At 68.6% G+C, this 18,015-nt stretch carries 13 protein-coding genes and 2 pseudogenes; 3 read left to right on the forward strand and 12 right to left on the reverse strand.

The features are described from left to right. Window positions 1–2 precede the first annotated feature (2 nt). The 8 genes from menC to ACIBO2_RS23910 form a co-directional block, all read right to left on the reverse strand. Complete coding sequence (menC, locus tag ACIBO2_RS23875) at window positions 3–1,130, reverse strand: o-succinylbenzoate synthase (RefSeq protein ID WP_397299239.1); 1,128 nt, start codon at window positions 1,128–1,130, stop codon at window positions 3–5. 2 nt (window positions 1,131–1,132) lie between these two features. Then, complete coding sequence (locus tag ACIBO2_RS23880) at window positions 1,133–1,927, reverse strand: GNAT family N-acetyltransferase (RefSeq protein WP_358542114.1); 795 nt, start codon at window positions 1,925–1,927, stop codon at window positions 1,133–1,135. Continuing rightward, a complete protein-coding gene (locus tag ACIBO2_RS23885) occupies window positions 1,924–5,238 on the reverse strand; it encodes a serine hydrolase (RefSeq protein ID WP_397299242.1) in 3,315 nt (1,104 codons plus the stop codon). Before ACIBO2_RS23885 ends, ACIBO2_RS23880 begins: the two co-directional genes overlap by 4 nt. After that, a complete protein-coding gene (locus ACIBO2_RS23890; protein ID WP_397299245.1) occupies window positions 5,235–6,035 on the reverse strand; it encodes an ABC transporter ATP-binding protein in 801 nt (266 codons plus the stop codon). The genes ACIBO2_RS23885 and ACIBO2_RS23890 overlap by 4 nt, the downstream gene beginning before the upstream one ends. Next, complete coding sequence (locus ACIBO2_RS23895; protein ID WP_397299248.1) at window positions 6,032–7,891, reverse strand: dipeptide/oligopeptide/nickel ABC transporter permease/ATP-binding protein; 1,860 nt, start codon at window positions 7,889–7,891, stop codon at window positions 6,032–6,034. Before ACIBO2_RS23895 ends, ACIBO2_RS23890 begins: the two co-directional genes overlap by 4 nt. Before the next feature lie 14 nt (window positions 7,892–7,905). Then, window positions 7,906–8,934 (reverse strand): ABC transporter permease, encoded by a 1,029-nt coding sequence (locus tag ACIBO2_RS23900; RefSeq protein WP_397299251.1) that lies wholly within the window; start codon window positions 8,932–8,934, stop codon window positions 7,906–7,908. Beyond that, window positions 8,931–10,478 (reverse strand): ABC transporter substrate-binding protein, encoded by a 1,548-nt coding sequence (locus tag ACIBO2_RS23905; protein ID WP_358542127.1) that lies wholly within the window; start codon window positions 10,476–10,478, stop codon window positions 8,931–8,933. The genes ACIBO2_RS23900 and ACIBO2_RS23905 overlap by 4 nt, the downstream gene beginning before the upstream one ends. Window positions 10,479–10,631: 153 nt before the next feature. Continuing rightward, on the reverse strand, window positions 10,632–12,260 hold the full coding sequence (locus ACIBO2_RS23910; RefSeq protein ID WP_358542129.1) for a helix-turn-helix domain-containing protein: 1,629 nt from the start codon (window positions 12,258–12,260) through the stop codon (window positions 10,632–10,634). Window positions 12,261–12,374: 114 nt separating this feature from the next. Between ACIBO2_RS23910 and ACIBO2_RS23915 the strand changes: the two genes are divergently transcribed. After that, complete coding sequence (locus ACIBO2_RS23915; RefSeq protein WP_358542131.1) at window positions 12,375–13,220, forward strand: M55 family metallopeptidase; 846 nt, start codon at window positions 12,375–12,377, stop codon at window positions 13,218–13,220. Here the strand turns inward: ACIBO2_RS23915 and ACIBO2_RS23920 are convergent. Together ACIBO2_RS23920 and ACIBO2_RS23925 are read right to left on the reverse strand one after the other, a co-directional pair. Next, window positions 13,196–14,383 (reverse strand): M20 family metallopeptidase, encoded by a 1,188-nt coding sequence (locus tag ACIBO2_RS23920; RefSeq protein ID WP_397299256.1) that lies wholly within the window; start codon window positions 14,381–14,383, stop codon window positions 13,196–13,198. The two genes, ACIBO2_RS23915 and ACIBO2_RS23920, sit on opposite strands and share 25 nt — an antisense overlap. Beyond that, window positions 14,380–15,423, reverse strand: coding sequence for a serine hydrolase domain-containing protein (locus ACIBO2_RS23925; RefSeq protein WP_358542136.1), 1,044 nt, complete (start codon window positions 15,421–15,423; stop codon window positions 14,380–14,382). Before ACIBO2_RS23925 ends, ACIBO2_RS23920 begins: the two co-directional genes overlap by 4 nt. A gap of 187 nt (window positions 15,424–15,610) precedes the next feature. Between ACIBO2_RS23925 and speB the strand changes: the two genes are divergently transcribed. Further along, window positions 15,611–16,594: an agmatinase gene (gene speB, locus ACIBO2_RS23930; protein ID WP_225301984.1), complete on the forward strand. Its 984-nt coding sequence runs from the start codon at window positions 15,611–15,613 to the stop codon at window positions 16,592–16,594. A gap of 53 nt (window positions 16,595–16,647) precedes the next feature. Here the strand turns inward: speB and ACIBO2_RS23935 are convergent. Together ACIBO2_RS23935 and ACIBO2_RS23940 are read right to left on the reverse strand one after the other, a co-directional pair. Further along, a pseudogene (locus ACIBO2_RS23935) lies at window positions 16,648–16,788 on the reverse strand (Hsp70 family protein); the annotation flags it as partial. Between the two features lie 311 nt (window positions 16,789–17,099). Beyond that, window positions 17,100–17,465, reverse strand: a pseudogene (locus ACIBO2_RS23940) (transposase); the annotation flags it as partial. Between the two features lie 54 nt (window positions 17,466–17,519). Here ACIBO2_RS23940 and ACIBO2_RS23945 point away from each other — a divergent pair. Then, window positions 17,520–17,759 carry a hypothetical protein gene (locus tag ACIBO2_RS23945; protein WP_397299258.1) on the forward strand — a complete coding sequence of 80 codons (240 nt, stop codon included), beginning with the start codon at window positions 17,520–17,522 and terminating at the stop codon, window positions 17,757–17,759. The last annotated feature ends 256 nt before the right edge of the window (window positions 17,760–18,015 follow it).

Here is an 18,015-nt window from a genome sequence, read left to right on the forward strand (position 1 = left end):
CGCTAGGCGGTGAGGTCGAGCGTGTGAACGGTCATCTCGCCGAGTGCCGCGGGAAGGGGTTCGACGCCGAACCCGGGTCCGCCGGGGATCGACACCGCGCCGTCCTTCATGACGATCGGCTCGGTGATGTCCTGGGCGTAGAACCGATCCGAGCCCGAGATGTCGCCGGGCAGCGTGAAGCCCGGGAGCCCGGCCAGCGCCGCGTTGGCGGCTCGGCCGATGCCGGTTTCGAGCATGCCGCCGCACCAGACCGCGACGCCGTGCGCCAGCGCGAGGTCGTGGATGCGTGCCGCCTCGAGGTATCCCCCCACTCTTCCAGGCTTGATGTTGATGACACTCGCCGCCCCCAGCGCGATCGCGTCGGCGGCCGACCGCGCGTCGACGATCGACTCGTCCAGGCAGATCGGCGTGGTGAGCAGGCCCGCGAGCAGAGCGTGTTGCCGCAGGTCCTCCTCGCCCAGCGGCTGTTCGATCAGCAGCAGATCGAAGGGGTCGAGTCTGCGCAGCTGCTGGGCATCGGAGAGACGGTAGGCGGTGTTCGCGTCGACCTGCAGCGCGATGTCGCCGAACCGCTCGCGCACCGCCTTGACCGGCTCGAGGTCCCACCCGGGCTGGATCTTGAGTTTGATGCGCGCGTAGCCCTGGTCGACGAAGTCGGCCACCCGGCCGAGCAGGTCGGGAATCGACTTCTCAATGCCGACGCTGACCCCCGAGGGCACCGAGGCGCGGGTCACACCGAGCTGCGCTGCGAACGACATGTTCCGAAGCCGCAGCTGGGCATCCAGGATCGCCATCTCCAGAGCGCCCTTGGCCATGCGGTGGCCGACCACGTGCTCAAGTGCCGCGCCGACCGTCGATGCCGACACGGCGTGACCCGCGGCCTGCCACTCGAACAGCGCGGGCACGAGGAATCGCCGCAGGACCTCTCGTGCTCCCTCAAGGTATTCCGGCGAGTAGAACGGCTCGGCGAGGGCGACACACTCACCCCACCCTGTCACGGTGGCGCCGTGGTCTGAGGCCGTGACCCGGATCAGGAGCGGAAGGCGCTCCGTCTGGGTGGAGAACGAGGTGGTGAACGGGTGGATCAGCGGCATCCGGACCGTGATGAGCTCGACACGCTCGATGTGCATTCTCAGGTGCTCCTCGTGAGGCAGTAGTGACCCCGGCGGTCGAAATCGACGACGACCCAGCCTTCTTCCAGCAGCCCACCCAGCGCCCGTCGTAGCGCGAGCCGCCATGAGATCGCGAGCTCGGGTTCGTGGCGCCTTAGAGCCTCGATGTCCGAGGGGATCTCCACGACGCATCGGGTCAGCGACTCCGCCCGGCCGAGGTCGAGCTGGGGTCGCCGGTCCACGGACCTCAGTACGGCGGGGCCGTGCTTCTTCTCGGCTCGTGAGGGCGCCGTGGCCTGCCCGATGTGCCAGGCCACCATGATCCGGTCGCTGTGCTGGCCCTGGTTGAGCCCGTCACCCATCGGTCCGTAGAAGTCGGGCAGGTAGACCTCGACCTCACAGCCGAGCTTGTGGAGGTTGAAGTACGCGTTCCGGGCCACCAGGGGGTCATAGGTCCACGTCACGCGAGTGACACCCCGGGCCAGGCACCAGTCGCGCTGGTGGTGCTTGAGGGCTCTGCCCCATCCTGTGCCCGCCGCGTCTGGTCGCACGCCGGCGATGTGGGAGTGCAGGGCATTCTCCCGGGGCGAGTAGAAGAACCCGACGCAGACCGCCATGAGCTCATGGCCGCGGAAACCACCGGCGACGTAGTTGCCCGCGTGCGCGAACGCCGTGAGGAGCTCCGGGCTGACATGCGACTGGGTGTTTTGGACCTTCCAGATCTGCGCCACGAGCTCGGAGGCGGCAGACATCTCCTCCGGGCGGTGAAGCAGCCGCAACTCCATGGAGGTCGAGCTCGGCGCCTGGGTCGTCATGAGCGCTCCTGCCGCAGGAAGCGGGATCCGTTGTAGACGCCGCCGGCGACGGGCCGGAACTGCTTCTCCCCCGCGAGCTCAGCGGTGGTGTAGGCGTAGCCGCCCGGGATGTTCGAGGCATGCAGCGCGACGAACTCCGGCTCTGCTGCCGTGCCGTCGCGCACATGCCCCTTCCGCTCCCACAGTGTCAGTCTGAGACCGTCCGCGTCGGGGGCCACCTCCGCGCGATAGCCGGCGCACTCCCAGGCGCCCTCCAGCGGTTCGGGCGGGCGTGTCATGTCGGCCCGGACCCGGACCGGGGGCAGACTGCCGTCGATCGACGACGTGACGTCCGCGAACAGCTCGTAGAAGAGACCATCCGGTTGACCACCGCTGGTCAGCAACGCCACCGCGTAGTTCGTACCGGGGATCAAGCGCAGGTATGAACGTTGGCCGATCGTGCCGCCGTCATGGCCGTATACGAAGGTTCCCCGCCAGTCCTCGAGGAACCAGCCCAGTCCCCAGCCTTGGACGGTGGCGACGCTCTGTCTCAGATCGACATGCTCGATGGTCATCAGGCGAGCGCTGCCGGCTGACAGCAGACGAACGCCTTCCCGGGTCACCCCTCCGCGCAGTGACATCTCCGCGAACGTCAGCAGGTCGCCGACGCTCGCCACGATCAGGCCCGCGGGTCCCATGGATCGGGTGATCGACCACTGGGGCACCGGGGCCGACTCGTCGCCGAAGCCGGCGTGGCCGGTCGCCGTGGCGAACTTGGGTGCGTCCTCGCTCAGGGTGATGGTGTGCCGCAGGCCCATCGGCTTGATCAAATAGTGGAGCAGCGCCTCGTCCCACGTCATGTCGCGGAGCACCTCGACGATGCGGCCCGCGACGACGAAGCCGGCATTGCAGTAGGAGAACCTCTCTCCAAGCGGGTGGATGTGGGAGACGGCGGCGAGGTGCTCCACGTACCGCGCGACGCAGTCGTCTCCCCTCCCGGTGTCGGTGAAGACGTCCCCGTCGATGCCGCTGGTGTGGTTGAGCAACGCCCGTACCGTCACCGAGGGCGACTCGTCATCGGCCAGCCTGAAGTCCGGCAGGATTTCGCGCACGGGAGCGTCGAGATCGAGCAGCCCCTCGTCGACGAGCTGCATGACGAGCATCGTCGTCCAGACCTTCGTGATCGACCCGATCTGAAAGACGGCGTCGTCGATGACGGGTTCCCGGGTCGAGACGTTCAGGACCCCGGAGCTGACCGTGATGCGGTCGAAGACCGTTCCGCTCCGATCGAGCTGCACGATGCCGAGTTGCGCCCCGACGACTCCGTGCCGTTCTCGGAGGAGGTCCAGACGGCGGCGCCAGTAGTGCTCCCCACGTGGGGCCGGCGACAGCGCGGCCGGCCGTGCGGCGGCGCGGGTGTGCAGCTCGACCCATTCCACGACCCGGGCGTGGTAGTCGACGCGGTGATCGACCTCGCCGTCGGCGATGAAGAGGTGGCTGCCTCCTGGATAGACCACCAGGCGAGTCGGCACACCCTGGATCCGCAGTGCCGAGAACCACTGCTGCGCCTGTCCGATCGGGCAGGTGTTGTCGTTCTCGCCGTGCAGCACCAGCGTGGGTGTCTTCACCTGCTCGACGCGTGCGATCGGAGAGCTCTCGATGAGCCGGACCACGTCTGTCGGCGCGGCACCTGCGGTCGCCGAGGCGAAGAAGCCTTCCGGCAGCAGTCGCTGACCGGCGATGGAGGCGAAGTCGCAGATCAGGCCGCCGGCCACCGCGGCCGCGAACCGGTCGGTGTGGGCGGTGAGGGCGCAGGTCGCGACGCCGCCGTAGCTATAGCCGGCGACAGCGAGCCGCTCGGGGTCGGCGATCCCCTCGGCGATCAACTGGTCGATCGGCTCGATGAAGTCCGCCAGATCAGCTCGTCCCCAGCCGCCGTCGACGGCTCGGTAGAACTCCTCGCCGTACCCGTCGGATCCACGGGGGTTGAGCGTGAGGACACGCCACCCGCGTGCGGCGAGGAGCTGTTGGTACAGATGGATCTCGTCGGCCACACCGGCCCAGGCGTTGTGCGGCCCACCGTGGATGTCGAGCAGGAGCGGAGCGGTTCCGGTCGTGTCCGGTGCCGCCATCAGCCACCCGTGGACGACGACGCCATCGCTGATCGTGAACTCTCGTGGCTCCGGTCGACAGAGCTGGACCCCGGGGAGGCTCTCTTCCATCAGCGAGGTGAGGACCTCGACTTCGCCGGTGACGAGGTCGACGATCGCGACCTCGGCGAACGACTCAGGAGTGGTCAGGACGATCGCGGCACGAGGTGCCTCGGCGGCCACCGAGAGCGCGGAGACGACCTGATGCGGCTCCGCGACGATCGGCCTGCCCTCTCCGCCATCCGGACCGACCCCGTACAGATGGGTCCAGCCACGGTCACGCAGGCAGAAGACGATCTCGCTGCCGTTGTGGCTTTGCGCCGGGTGGCCACCTGGGTAGCCCGTCGCGCCCGGCAGCACATTGCGGTCCAGCCCAGCCGTGATGTCGGTGTCGGGCCTGCCGTCGCCGTACAGCCGGAGAAGCCGGGCATGACCTGCCACCATCGCGGGTGATCCCACGGCGAGCAGCGACGCGCCGTCGCGAGCCCACATGACCGGACCGGTCACTCCTGTGGCCTGTCCGAGCACCTGCACCGGAGCGAGCGGGTCGTCGACCTCGACCGCGTAGGCGCGGCGTTCGAGCTCGACGTCCGCGCGGTGGGCCATGGAGGCCGTGAATGCGAGGCGGTCGCCGTCGGGCGACCATGCCGGGCCGTCCGCGTCGTAGTCGCCGTCGGTGACCTGTCTGATCTGCCTGGATCCCAGGTCCATCACGAAGATCTGGCGGCGGACACTGCCGATCCAGCCGATCTCGTCCGCCTTCTGGTCGAGCGTGTCGATGACGATGGGCGCAGCGGCGTCGCCGGGCGCGCGGTTCACGGGTGCGGAGAACGCGACCCGGCGACCGTCCCGGCTGACGGCCGCGGCCCCGGCCCCCAGCGGCAGCTCGGTCAACCGCGTCGGCTCACCCATGTGCGGCAGGAGATGCAACTGCGGGAATCCGTCGACATCGCGCAGGAACATGATCCCCGTTGGGACGATGCGAGGTGCTCGATCCGTCGGCCCGTGGGTCAGCGGCTGTGGCTGAGAGCCGCGGGAAACCGCCCACAGCGAGGTCTCCGTGCGGTGGTCTGCCGCCTGGCGCCGCGTGAAGACGACCGTTCTTCCATCCGCCGTGATCGCAGTCTCGGGAACGGTGACGACCTGACGGACGTCATCGAGACTGAACAGGCGAGAGTTCATGGAGTGGTTCCTTTGCCGAAGAGAGGGGTGCCGATCCGGGGGACGGCACGGACCAGCTCACGTGTGTAGGGATGTTCGGGGTGGTCGATCACCTCGGTCGCTGATCCGGCCTCGACGACCTCCCCGTCCTTCATGACTGCGACGTCGTCGCACAGCTGCCTGACCACAGCGAGGTTGTGGCTGATGAAGAGAACCGTCAGATCGAGGTCCCGCTGGACGCGCATCAGCAGATTCAGCACGGTCCCCTGCACCGAGACGTCCAGCGCCGAAGTGATCTCGTCAGCGAGCAGCACCTGGGGCTCGGCGGCCAGCGCCCGCGCGATCGCGACGCGTTGACGTTGGCCCCCCGACAACTGCATGGGCAGATCGTCGGCACGGGCCGGGTCGAGCTCGACCATCTCGAGAAGTGCGGCCACCTCGCCGCGCCGCTGAGCGCGATCGCGTCGCGTGGATCTTCCGCGTACGGCAAGCGCCTCCTCGATCGAGGCGCCGATGGACATCCTTGGGTTCAGGCAGGAGTTGGCGTCCTGGAAGATCAGCTGCACGGTGCGGCGAACGGACGCGGCGCTCCCCCGGGCACCGACGACATCGGTGCCGTCGACCAGGATGCGGCCCGTATGCGCCTCGTGCAGGCCGACGACGGCGCGAGCCAGCGTCGACTTGCCCGAACCTGACTCGCCCACCAACCCGACCGTCCGGCCGCTCGGCACGTGGAGACTCACCCCACGGACCGCCTGATGGGCGGCGGGTCCGTGCCCGTACCTGACTCCCACGTTCTCGAAGGCGAGGTCGCTCACACCGACCCCTCCCTTACGGCGTCGAGGGGAAACTCGGCATCCTCGGTGATCGTGGCGAACTCGGTGCCCGGGACGGCGTCCATGTGCGGCACCGCCGCCACCAGCGCCCGGGTGTAGGGATGCGCCGCGCGTCCGCTCGCGAGATCCTCGGTGCTCAGGCTCTCCACGATGGCTCCCCGGTACATGACCAGGACCCGCGTGCAGAATGACGAGACCAGCGAAATGTCATGCGAGACGAACATGACGGCCGTCCCATGCTCACGGTTCACCCTCCGCAAGAGCGCCAGGACCTCCCGCTGCACCGTGACGTCGAGGGCCGTTGTCGGCTCGTCGGCTATGACCAGCGCCGGTTCGCCCATGAGCCCCATCGCGATCGTGGCTCGTTGCCGCATGCCACCCGAGAACTCGTGGGGATACTGGCGGGCGCGGCGAGCCGGGTCGGAGAGCCGTACCGCGGCAAGCCGGTCGACCGCACGCCGGCGTGCCTCGCGCCGGCTGAGGCCGCCGTGCAGCAGACCGACCTCCGCGACCTGCGTACCGACGTGAAGGGCGGGGTTGAGCGAGGTCGAGGGATCTTGGAAGACGAATGCCAGCCGCGTACCGAGCTGTTGGGCCAGCGACTTGGAACGCGGTCTGCCGGGCACCTTGCCCCTGACGACCAGTTCCGTGCCGTCGAACTGGACCGATGACGCCGTCACGTGAAGTGGCTCTTCCAGGAGTGACGCGACCGCCATGCAGGTCAGTGACTTCCCCGAGCCCGACTCACCGACGATGCCGACGATCTCCCCTCGATCGATGTCGAAGCTGACGCCACGAACCGGCGTCGCCCATCCATCCCCCCGGGGCGCCTCCACGCGCAAGCCGCGTACGCGGAGCACGGGGTCCTCCGCGACCTGCGGGACCGGTGCCGCCGCCGTCGAGCCGGTGGTCTTCCGCCGCCGGCGGCGGCCGGAGGGCCGGTGCAGCCCGAATGCCTGGGCGAGCACCTCGCCGGCGAGCGCGAACGTCACGCCGGCGAACACGATGGCGGCGCCTAGCCCCAGAGACGGAGCGGGGTTCACGTAGATGGCTCCCATGCTCTCGTTGAGCATGCGGCCCCAGTCGTAGTCCGGCGCCTGTACGCCGAGGCCCAGGAAGGACAGCCCCGTCGCCGCGACCAGCGCGGTGCCGGCGCCGATGCTGGCGTTGACGATGAGCGGGTCTCGCACGTTGGGCAGAACGTGCCGTACCAGGATCCGTGCTCGGCTGACGCCGAGGATGCGAGCGGCGGCCACGAAGTCACGCCCGGTCACCGACGCACCGAGGGTCTGAGTGAGCCGGGCGTAGGACGGCGCCATGGCCAGGCCGATCGCCAGTGTGACACTGGTGGCGCCCACACCGAGGGTGATCGACACGACGATGGCGAGCAGGAGAGCCGGAAAGGCGAGTGCCACGCCGATGGCGCTGTTGACCAACCGCCCCAGCCGCCGGGGCGCGATCGTCGGCAGCAGGCCGATGACCACACCGACGAACACGCCGAGGGCGGCCGACAGGACGGCGGTGACGATCGAGAGCCGGGTCGCGGTCAGCACCCGCGCGAGAACGTCCCGGCCACCCGCGTCGGTACCGAGGAGGTGGTCCGCGCTGGGCTTCGCGGACAGTTGGGTCAGATCGGCCTGCCGCGCGGCCTCGCCCCACAGCACCGGTCCGAACACCGCGAAGAACGCGATCACCATCAGGGCGGCCAGCGCGCCGATGCCGAGGGGAGAACGCAGGACGGTCAGGAAGCTGCGGCGAGACGAGACCGCCATGGGCATCGGCTCGCCCACCGCCGTCGCGGCGGCCGGCCCCGCCAGCGCGGAGTCAGGAGTGGACATGCTTGTCACCGCCATCACGTGTCTTTCAGCGCTGAACGCGGGTCAAGGCAGACCAGGACGATGTCGATCAAGAGGTTGGAAACGAGGACGATCAAGCCGTAGACGATGACGATCCCCTGCGCGAGCGGAAAGTCCTTGCTCCGCACCGCGTCCACGATCGTGAGCCCGAGTCCGGGCCACGAAAAGATGGTCTCGATCAGCACCGTGCCCGCGACGAGGGAGCCGAGCACGATTCCGGCGACGGTGAGCGAGGAGGTCACCAGGTTCGGCAGAGCGTGGCGGAAGTACAGGCGCCACCTCGACATGCGCTTCGCCCGCGCCGTCCGGATGTAGTCCTGCTCGAACACGGTGAGCGCCTCGACCCGGACGATCCTCGAGACGCCCGCGGCGACCGCGATCGACAGTGCCAGGACGGGCAGCACGTACGAGCTCGGATCGGTTCGGCCCGCCACGGGCAGCAAATGGCTCTGAACGGCGAAGAAGTACACCAGAGCGACTCCCATGAGGAACTCGGGGATGACGGCGAACAGGCCGCTCGCCGAGGTGTAGGCCAGGTCGACGGTGGGTCTGCGGCCGCCTCGGGTGAGCGCGGCGACGACGATGCCGAGCGGGATCGACACCAGGAGCGCCAGCGCCAGCGACAGGAACGCGAGTTCCAGGGTCGCCGGCAGGCGCTGCTCGATGATCGTGGTCACCGGCAGGTGAAGGGAGAAAGAGTCTCCGAGATCCCACGTGAGCAGCCCCTTCCAGAAGTTCAGGTACTGCGTCCACAGCGGGTCGTTCAGTCCCAGGCTTTCGCGTTGTGCCTCCACGACCGCGGCCGTCGCGTTGATTCCGAGGGCATTGCGGACCGGGTCTCCTGGGATCAGCCGGACCATCAGGAAGACGACGGTCACCAGGGTGACCACCGAATACGCGAGCCGCACCAGCCGCCGCACGATGAAGGCCCCCAGTCGCCCACCTCTGCCCCGGAACGTTCCGGTCGCGGAATCCGGTCCCGCCCCGGTTCCCGTCAGCAGGGTGACGGTCGGTTCCGTGGTCACTTCAGCACGCGGATCGCGGAGCCGCCGACGGGCAGGTAGAGCGCCGTCGCGCCATTGAAGTACATCTTGTACGGCGTGACGGACACCGGTATGAGGTCAGCGCTTGTCATCAGGGTCTTCTCCGCCTCCGCCCAGGCCTTGCAGGCATCGTCACCGGTCCGGCCGGCGGCCGCGGCGACGCTGCGGTTGTAGTCCTTGTTGTCGATGGAGGCGAAGTTTGTCCCCGCAGGGGCGGCAGGTCCGGAGAGGTACTGCGGGAAGATGGCCGGTGTGCCCGTCTGGAGGTTGAGCCCCAGCGATGCCGTCCAGCCCGACGGGTCTTTGGCCGCGAAGGTCCGGCTGATGATGTAATTCTCGTCACCACCGTCGAGTTTCACGGCGGCGCCGGCGGTCTCCCACTGCTTCGCGACGTATTCCGCGGCGGCGCTGCCCGTGTCCGTGGAGTTGTCGTAGACAAGTGTGATGTCGACCGGCTTGCCCACCGCGCGCAGGGCCTGGCCGGCGGCGTCCGGGTCGTGGGAAGGCAGGTTGCCCTGGACGGTGTCGTAGGCGCACCGGCTCGGGCGTACGGAGAGCAGCGATTTCGCCCGTTCGCCCTTGCCGCCGGTCAGAATCTTCGCGAGGGTGTCGAGGTCGATCGCCTGGGTCAGTGCGCGCCGTACGGCGGCCTCAGCGGTCGGGAGACCTTGATGGTGGTTGTAGACGATCATTCCGGACATGGCCGGCGACGGCTGCGACTTGAGAGCGGCGAGGCGTTCCTCGTCCTTGCCGCTCACTATGGCCGCGTTGAGTTGACCGGACAGCAGCAGGTTCGCTCTGGTCGACGGGCTCGGCACGATCTTGGTCGTCACGGTCTTCGGCATCCCCGGCGTGTTCGAGGTGCTGTTCTTGGGGCCCCACGTGTAGCCCTCTCGGCGGGTCATCGTGATCGAGTCTCCGGCCACGACGCGATCGATGGCGAACGGGCCGGTGCCGTGGCTCCCCGCGGAGAGGCTCTTGGGGTCCTTCAGGCCGCGCTCGCACACCAGCTGCTGCGAGCCGATGTCGTACAGCATGAAGGGCCGCGGCTTGGAGGTGGTGACGGTGAGAACGTTCCCCTTCGCGCTCGCCTTGGCATCTGCCGGCACGACGGATTCCAGGCGCGGCGACTTGTTGGCGGGGTCGACGATCCAGTTGAGGTTGTCAGCGGCGGTCTGCGCGGTGAACGGCGTGCCGTCGGCGCAGGTGATGGCGTCGTTCAGGGTGTAGGTGACCTTGGTCGGGCTTTCGGTCCAGCTCTTCGCCAGGAAGGGCGCGGGCTTGGCCGTCTCAGCGTCGAGGAAGATCAGCGTGTCGTAGGAGTACATTCCGACGATCTGCGCGTTGACGAGGTTGGTGACGAGCGGATTCAGGTCGCCTGGGTCGGAGTCGATCGCGAACGCGAACGTGCCGTCCGTCGCGAAGCCCGCCTGGCCCCCGTCCGAGGCCGAGCCCGAGCCGCCGCAAGCCGCAAGAGCTGGCAGAGCGATGAGGAGGGCTGCGAAAGCAGCGGCGCGTCGATTCATGGCAGGCCCGCCTTAAGGTCCGAGTCGGGGTGTGACGTTGAACACCAAGACTCACCCGCCTGGTCGGAGAGGCGCATCGTACGTCCGCCTGATCTGCGTGCACGGACCTTGGACGATCGACCAACCCGGGACCGGCTGACGCGGTCCCGGTCGCTACGCGGGTGGCCGCGGCGATCGCCGACCGGGGCCGAGGCGGAGTTGCAGCATCAGAGCGAATCGTTCGTCGGGGTCGGCCAGATCCACGCCGCCGATCGTCTCGATCCGGCCGAGCCGGTATCGGAACGTGTTCTTGTGCACGTGGACGGCTCGTGCCGCGGCGGCGACGTCCCCGAAGTGCTCGAGCCAGCTCTGGAGTGTCGGCACCAGCTGGGTGTCGTGTTCGGTGTCGTAGTCCTCCAGGTCGGCGAGCGGGCCGGTCAGTTCGATGCGGTCGGCTGCCATCAGGTCGCCGAGGCGGAGCAGGAGGTACTCGATCGCCACGTCCGCCAGTGACGCGACGCGTCTGCCCGCGCGCGGATTGGAGCTCAGCACCCGCATCGCGGCATCGGCATCGCGCCGGGATGAGCCGAGTTCGCTGACGTCCTCGACGATGCCGCCGAGTCCGGCGCAGAACTCGGTGGTGGTGTCCAGACGGGCGATGAACTCGGCGGCCAGGTCCTTCATGGCGGCCAGCGCCGGGGCGGCCGCGGCACGCACGGGGACGACGGCGTAGACCGCGCCGCCGAGTTGGGCGACGATGGCACGCGGATAGGTGGGCCTGAGGTGTGTCCGAAATGCGGAGGCCGTTCGCTGGATGTCGGCCGCCGTGCGGACCTCGTCGTCGGACTGCAGCGGCCCCAGGACCAGGACGCAGGCCGGCGACGAACCGAAGGCCAGCTGCTGCGCGGCTTCGCGCGCGCCGGTCCCTCCCTCAAGGAGCATGGACAGCAGGGCGACTCCGAGTCGTTGGGAGGCATCGGCGCTGACGCGGGCACGCAGCATCTCGAGCGCGATCACCCGTGCTGCCTCGATCATGGCGGTTTCCCGCTCGGGGGTGAGCGGCCCTGCCACGGCGGCCCAGATGGAGCCGAGAAGCTCATTGCCCGCCTGGACCCTCATCGCCGCCCGAGGACGGGTGCCGGGGGCGGGGTTCTGCATGAACACCGGTCGCTCCGAGGCGTACACGCGGCGGAACATGCCCTGTTCTCTCTGGTATTCGCTGTAGATCTGCGGCACCTGGAGGCCGAGGATCGTCAGGCGGCGCGGCTCGTCGGCGCCGGCCTGGTCGGCCGAGAAGGCGACCACCCGCGACGACAGATCCTCGATGGTGACCGGGGCGTCGAGGAGAGCCGACAGCGAGTTCGCCAGGGCGAACAGGTCTCGGTCCGCATCGCCGCCGACAGCGGGCGCCCCATCGGCACCGAGATGCAGAGCGCCGCTCAGCAACGTCGCCACCTGGATCCACGATGCGCCCTGCACCAGGCCGAAGACGGACACCTTGCCGCGCTCCGCCTCGCGGGCGACCTCCTCGTCGACGGCCAGCGGCTCCCGGATCACGAGGGCCGTGGCCCTGGCTTCGCCCAGCGCTCTGACCAGGGTGACCAAGCTGTCGTCAGCCGCCACGCCGACGCCCAGCACCACTGCGTCCGGCGGGACGTCGGGTTGGTCCAGAGGATCGTGAAGGATGACGGTCGTCACGGCACGAGCCGGCTGACGTGGCCCCGCCTTGATGGTCAGCAGTGTCGAGCCGAGCCGCTCGACCACCCGCCCCAGGTCCGCTGGACTGCTCGTACCGCCTTGCATTGTGTGATCGTACATCTGTGTCCGATTTGATTCGGTCGATCGACCCAGTGTTGGCGCGAAAGCCTCGACAACAATGGGAGTGACGCGTGGCACCGACGAAGGAGCAGCTCAGCGATGAAGGCGTACATCTCCGTCGACATGGAGGGCGTCGCCGGCATCGCGACCCTCGACCAGATCGTGCGCGGCGGGTACGGCTACCCACGAGCCCAGGAGCTCATGACCGAGGAGGCCAATGCCGCGATCGCGGGCGCCTTCGACGGCGGAGCGACGAGCGTGCTCGTGAACGACTCCCACGGGACGATGGACAACCTGATCCACGAGCGCCTCGACCCGAGGGCGCGGCTGGTCTTCGGGCAGCCCAAGGCCCAGTGCATGGCCGAGGGCCTGACCGAGGACTGCGCCGTGGCGCTCTTCGTGGGCTACCACGCGCCGGCCGGCACGCCCGGGCTCTTGGCGCACACCTTCTCCGCCTACTTCGGTGAGGTCAGAGTCAACGGATCACCGGTGTCGGAGGCCGAGGTCAATGCCCTGTACGCGGCATCGCTCGGTGTCCCGGTGGGCCTGGTCACCGGCGATGACGTCATCGGCGCGATCGCGACCGAGATCTTCCCCGAGGCCACGATCGTGACCGTGAAGAAGACACACGGATTCTCGGCCACGGACTCCGTCGCGCCGAGCGTGGCGAGGAACCTGGTGCGGGAAGGGGCCGCCGATGCCGTGGCCCGCGCGTCGGCACTTAGCTGTCCGCCGCCGCCCCCGTCGTTCGAGGTCGAGGTCGACCTGCCCTCGCCGGTGGCCGCCGAGCTCGCCGCCTGCATCCCCGGCTGCACCCGGACGGCCGACCGGACGGTGTCGACAGTCCTCACGGCGTCGGCGGATCTCCTCGGATTCATCACAGTCCTGTACGAACTCGCGGCGAGCAGCGAGCGCGCGCGTCAGGTGCTCTCCGCCCGCCGTTGAGGCCCGGCGCTCCTACCTGTGAGTTCTTCGATGAGGGTGGTGAGCAGTCGCGTACGCGGGAGGATCCACGCGATCTCCGCGTGCTCGTCGCGGGCGTGGGCGCCGCCGCCGACGGCACCGAGCCCGTCCAGGGTGGGCACTCCCATACCCGCGGTGAAGTTCCCGTCCGATGCGCCGCCGACCGTCATCTCCTCCAGCGGAGGATGGCCGAGGCGGCGTGCGATTCGTTGTGCCTGGCTGAACAGCGCCGCCGCCGCGCTCCGTTCCATGGGCGGCCGGTTGATTCCGCCCCGCACCCGGATTTCCGCCGGGACGAGAACGGGCGTGACCTCGCGGATCGCCCGGTCCACGCGGTGCTGCTCCTCGGCGGTGCCGGCCCGGACGTCGACAGCCACGGTGGCCGTCGCGGGCACGGTGTTGGGCGTCGTGCCCGCGCTCATCACCGTCGGGGTGACGGTCGTACCGGCCGCCGGGTCAGCGAGCTGGGCGATCGCCAGCACCACCTCGGCGATCGCGATGGTCGCGTTCGCGCCCTTCTCCGGATCGAGACCGCTGTGCGCGGCACGACCGAGCACTTCGATCCGGTAGAGGGACACGCCTTTGCGCCCCGTCTTCAGTGCGCCGCCGGGGCCGGCCGCCTCCAGCACGAGGGCTGCCCGGCAGCGGCCTGCTTCCTGCTCGATCAGTGCCCGTGATGTCGTGGACCCCAGCTCCTCATCGCCCGTGATGAGAAGGGTCACCTGGTCGAGGACGCCGGTGCCGCGGCATCGCCGCAGCCACGCGAGAGCGTGGATCGCCTGGACGAGGCCGAGTTTCATGTCGAAGCAGCCCGGGCCACTGACGACGCCGGCAGTTTCGGTGTAGGGCAGCTCGTCCAACGTGCCGAGCGGCCATACGGTGTCGTGGTGCCCGAGGAGCATGACCTTCGGATCGGCCCCGCGCAGCAGGACATGGTCGACTCCGTCGACGCACAGGATCTCTGGCCGACGCCCCAAGCGCTCATGAACCAAGTCCGCGACCACCCGCGCGGAGCGGCCGACCGCGTCCAGGTCCGTCGACGGCGACTCGGTACGAACGAGTCTGCTCAGATCCTCGAGGAGGAGCGACAGGTTCCCGGACGCCTCCGGCCCGGTGGAATCCTCGGGTGTCGGCTTTTTCCTCATGAGCCGGCAGAGTTCGCGAGCCGGGTGCGCAGGAACGCGGCGAGCAGGTCCGCGGAGTGGTCGTCGAGGTTGGTGAGGACGACGACGGTCATCGCGGTCGCCGGATCGTGGCCGGCGAACGATTGGAATCCGGGCAGTTCGCCGTTGTGGCCCCACATGCCGTCGAAGTTCGCGATGCCGAGGCCGTAGGTGAAGGTGCTGTCGGGCACCGGGTGGGTGCGCATGAGTTCACGCCGGGTCTGCTCCTGGAGGAGGTCGCCGCGCACCGATGCCTCGATGAGCAGTCTCAAGTCGCCCACGGTGGACACCGCGTTACCGGCGGTCCACGCCCAGGACGGGTTGACGCGCGTCGCGTCGACGAGTTCGCCGTCCCGGCGGTGGTACCCACGCAGCCGAGGATCCGGCAGGGCGGCGGCGTCGTGCGTCAGCGGCGGGAGCTCGGTCTCCCTCATGCCGAGGGGGTCGAAGACCAGCCGGCGCGCGACGTCCTCGACTCGTGCGCCGGTTACGTGCTCGATGAGCATTCCCAGCATGATGTAGCCGGCGTTGCAGTACGCCCAGGAGGTGCCGGGCTCGAACTGCTGCGGGTTCCGCAGGGCGACTTTGAGCAGCTCGGAGGGAGTCCAGAGCCGGTCGGGCTCGAGGAGCAGACCGGCGACGAACTCCTCCGAGGTGTAGTCGGGCAGGCCCGAGGTCATGTCGAGGAGACGGCGAACGGTGACTCCTCGCGGGACCTGTGGCTCTGCCAGATGGACCTCTATCTCATCGTCCAAGGAGAGGTCTCCGGCTTCCGCCAGGCGTAGGACGATCAGCGCCACGATGGTCTTCGTGAGGCTCCCGATCCTCATGCGGCTGCCGGCGGTGAGCCGCACCCCGGTGGCCAGATCGCAGACGCCCAGCGCACGGGTCCAACTGCCGTACGACGGACCGCTCACGTGGACGACGGCACCCGGGATGCCCAATCGCCGGCGCTCTCCGTCCAAGGCGCCGAGCAGGTCTGGAGTCGAGGACGCATACGCATCCGATGCATTCTCAGGCAAGCGGAATCCTCACTCGTGGGTGTTATGCCGACCTTCGCATCATTGTCCTCACCAGGTATCGGCGCATTGTGCCGAAGGCCGGAAGCGGCGCGAATCCCTCGTGCGATCGACCGAATGCCCGGGAGAGAGCTCTGACTACTGTGAGGCCCAGAAGACGGGGGCCGGTCACCTTGGGAGGAGAATCGCGTTGTCGAGCGTTGAGAAGGACGAGCTCGCGGAGTCCGGCGACACAGGGATCGTCGGACCGCCCGATTCCATCAGGCAGCTCCCGCGTTTCGCGGGGCCCTCCACGTTCGCCCGCCTGCCGCGGCTCGACGAGGTCTCCCGGGCCGACGTCGCGATCTTCGGCGTGCCGTTCGATGCCGGTACCACCTACCGGCCAGGCGCACGATTCGGCCCGGAGGCCATTCGCGCCGGCTCCAAACTCCTGAGGCCCTACCACCTCGGGCTCGAGATCGAGCCGTGGTCGAGGTTGCAGATCGCCGACGCCGGTGACGTCGGCGTGACTCCCTTCGACATCGCCGAGGCGGTGAGTCAGATCGAGTCGGCCGCTCAGCGGCTCTACCGAAGTGCTGACCGGATCATCACTCTGGGCGGCGACCACACCGTCGCCCTCCCGATGCTGCGAGCCGCCCATCGGCACCACGGCCCCGTGGCACTCATCCACTTCGACGCCCATCTCGACACCTGGGACAACATGTTCGGTGCGCGGCTCACTCACGGCACTCCGTTCCGCCGGGCCACCGAGGAGCGACTGCTGGCGGTGAACCACTGCGCCCATGTGGGCATCCGCCACACAACCCCGGCCGCCAAGGATCTGGAGGACGACAGGGAGCTGGGATTCGCGACGATCTCCACACTCGACGTCGCGCGGCGCGGCATCGAGCACGCCGCCGACCGGCTCCGGGAGAGAGTGGCTGATCGGCCGGTCTACATCAGCATCGACATCGACGTGCTCGATCCCGCCCATGCGCCCGCGACCGGCACCCCTGAGCCCGGCGGACTGAGCACTCGGGAGCTTCAGCTGCTGCTGTACTCCCTCGCGGACCTCGACATCGTCGGTGCGGATGTCGTCGAGGTCTCACCCGCCTACGACCACGCTCAGATCACCGCGCTGGCCGCCGCCGGTCTCACGTTCGACCTCCTGGCCATGGTTGCCCGGGGAAGGTAGTCATCGGAACGGCCCCAGTCCGGGCCGCGATCTCGATGGCGGGCACGCCGCCTGTCAGCGCTCTTGGCGAACGCGACCACCGAAGGGGTCGTCCGCGAGCCCTTGGTGTTGGTGACAACGGTCGGCTCACCGCCTTCCAGCACGCACACGACCGAGTTCGTCGTGCCCAGGTCGATACCGACGGGTCGGGTCATCACCGGCCTCCTTCCTTGCGGCCCTCCTCCTCATGGCACCAGATCCGCCTTGCGCGGTTCACCGCCACCACAGGCGCGCCGTGGGCCAGCCGAGCCGCGGCACCTCACGCGTATCACGGCCGCGTCTTCTCGGGACGGCAGGTCCTCCCAACCCTCCAGCAAGTGCCGCCGTACCCCACTCCGCACCGCGTCCTGCGGTATCCAGAACACCCGCCGACTCGTCACTCTGCGATCCCTCTCGACGTACATCGACACGCACATTCAATAGGGAATGGATGTTGCCGCCGTAGGTGAACTGGTCCACGATGGCCGCCCGCGCCGTCCTCGCTGGAGACGACGTCGATGCCGAGGATCTCGCGGTGGCCGTCGGCGTTGACGCCGGTCGCGACCAGCGCGTGCACGTTGACCGTCCGCCCGCCCTCACGCACCTTCTGTGTGAGTGCGTCGATCCAGACGAACGTGTACGGCCCGGCATCCAACGGCCGGTTACGGAACTCGCTCACCATCTGATCCAGCTCCCGGGCCATCACGCTGACCTGCGACTTCGACAGCTTGGTCACCCCGAGTTGCTCGGCCAGCCGTTCCACCCGCCGGGTCGAGACGCCCAGCAGGTACGGGGTCGCCACCACCGAGGCCAGCGCCCGTTCGGCGCGCCGCTGCCGCTCCAGCAGTCGATCTTCCCTCACGGGTATCAAGGTGACGAATAGGTTTGAAACCCGTACACCACTCCCATGGCCGCTAACCAGCGAAGACATCGTCTTGCTGCCGAAACGATCGCTGTCGCAGGAGACCGACAAACGCTGTCACTTGTCACCGACAGCACCACATGTGGCGCCGTTCAGCAGATGCTCGAACCGATAGGCCTTGACGTGCCCGCTGTGATCGGCCAACTGCCGGGAATTCTTCCGCGGCACATCAGCCAGCAGGCTCCGGAACAGGTCAGGAAAGGCCGCGCGGCTCAGGCCGGGTGAACATCGGCCCAGTAAGTGTGCGCTCATCCGCCATGGCCTCAGCGTGTCGACCCCAGCGTGTCGACCGCAGCGCACCCGCGCGTCGGTGGGTAAGGATGCGTGCGGACACGCAAGCCCGTACGGCCGAAAACCGTTTGCCCCGATTGGCGGGCTCAGGGGAATGTGGTGTCCATGAGGCTCTGACGGACAGCACCCCCTCTTTCGAGATGCCACGGCGCTCACTCGCCGCCGTGATGCCGCACGCCCATACCCCTGT

The organism is Nonomuraea sp. NPDC050022 (assembly GCF_044460705.1).
GTDB lineage: Bacteria > Actinomycetota > Actinomycetes > Streptosporangiales > Streptosporangiaceae > Nonomuraea.

Excerpts from the sequence above, each read along its gene's own strand:
- ACIBO2_RS23905 (WP_358542127.1), bottom strand. The coding sequence starts at position 10,478 with ATGAATCGACGCGCCGCTGCTTTCGCAGCCCTCCTCATCGCTCTGCCA.
- ACIBO2_RS23920 (WP_397299256.1), bottom strand. The coding sequence starts at position 14,383 with ATGAGGAAAAAGCCGACACCCGAGGATTCCACCGGGCCGGAGGCGTCC.
- ACIBO2_RS23945 (WP_397299258.1), top strand. The coding sequence starts at position 17,520 with ATGGCCGCTAACCAGCGAAGACATCGTCTTGCTGCCGAAACGATCGCT.
- menC (WP_397299239.1), bottom strand. The coding sequence starts at position 1,130 with ATGCACATCGAGCGTGTCGAGCTCATCACGGTCCGGATGCCGCTGATC.
- ACIBO2_RS23915 (WP_358542131.1), top strand. The coding sequence starts at position 12,375 with ATGAAGGCGTACATCTCCGTCGACATGGAGGGCGTCGCCGGCATCGCG.
- ACIBO2_RS23880 (WP_358542114.1), bottom strand. The coding sequence starts at position 1,927 with ATGACGACCCAGGCGCCGAGCTCGACCTCCATGGAGTTGCGGCTGCTT.
- ACIBO2_RS23895 (WP_397299248.1), bottom strand. The coding sequence starts at position 7,891 with ATGTCCACTCCTGACTCCGCGCTGGCGGGGCCGGCCGCCGCGACGGCG.
- ACIBO2_RS23885 (WP_397299242.1), bottom strand. The coding sequence starts at position 5,238 with ATGAACTCTCGCCTGTTCAGTCTCGATGACGTCCGTCAGGTCGTCACC.
- ACIBO2_RS23910 (WP_358542129.1), bottom strand. The coding sequence starts at position 12,260 with ATGCAAGGCGGTACGAGCAGTCCAGCGGACCTGGGGCGGGTGGTCGAG.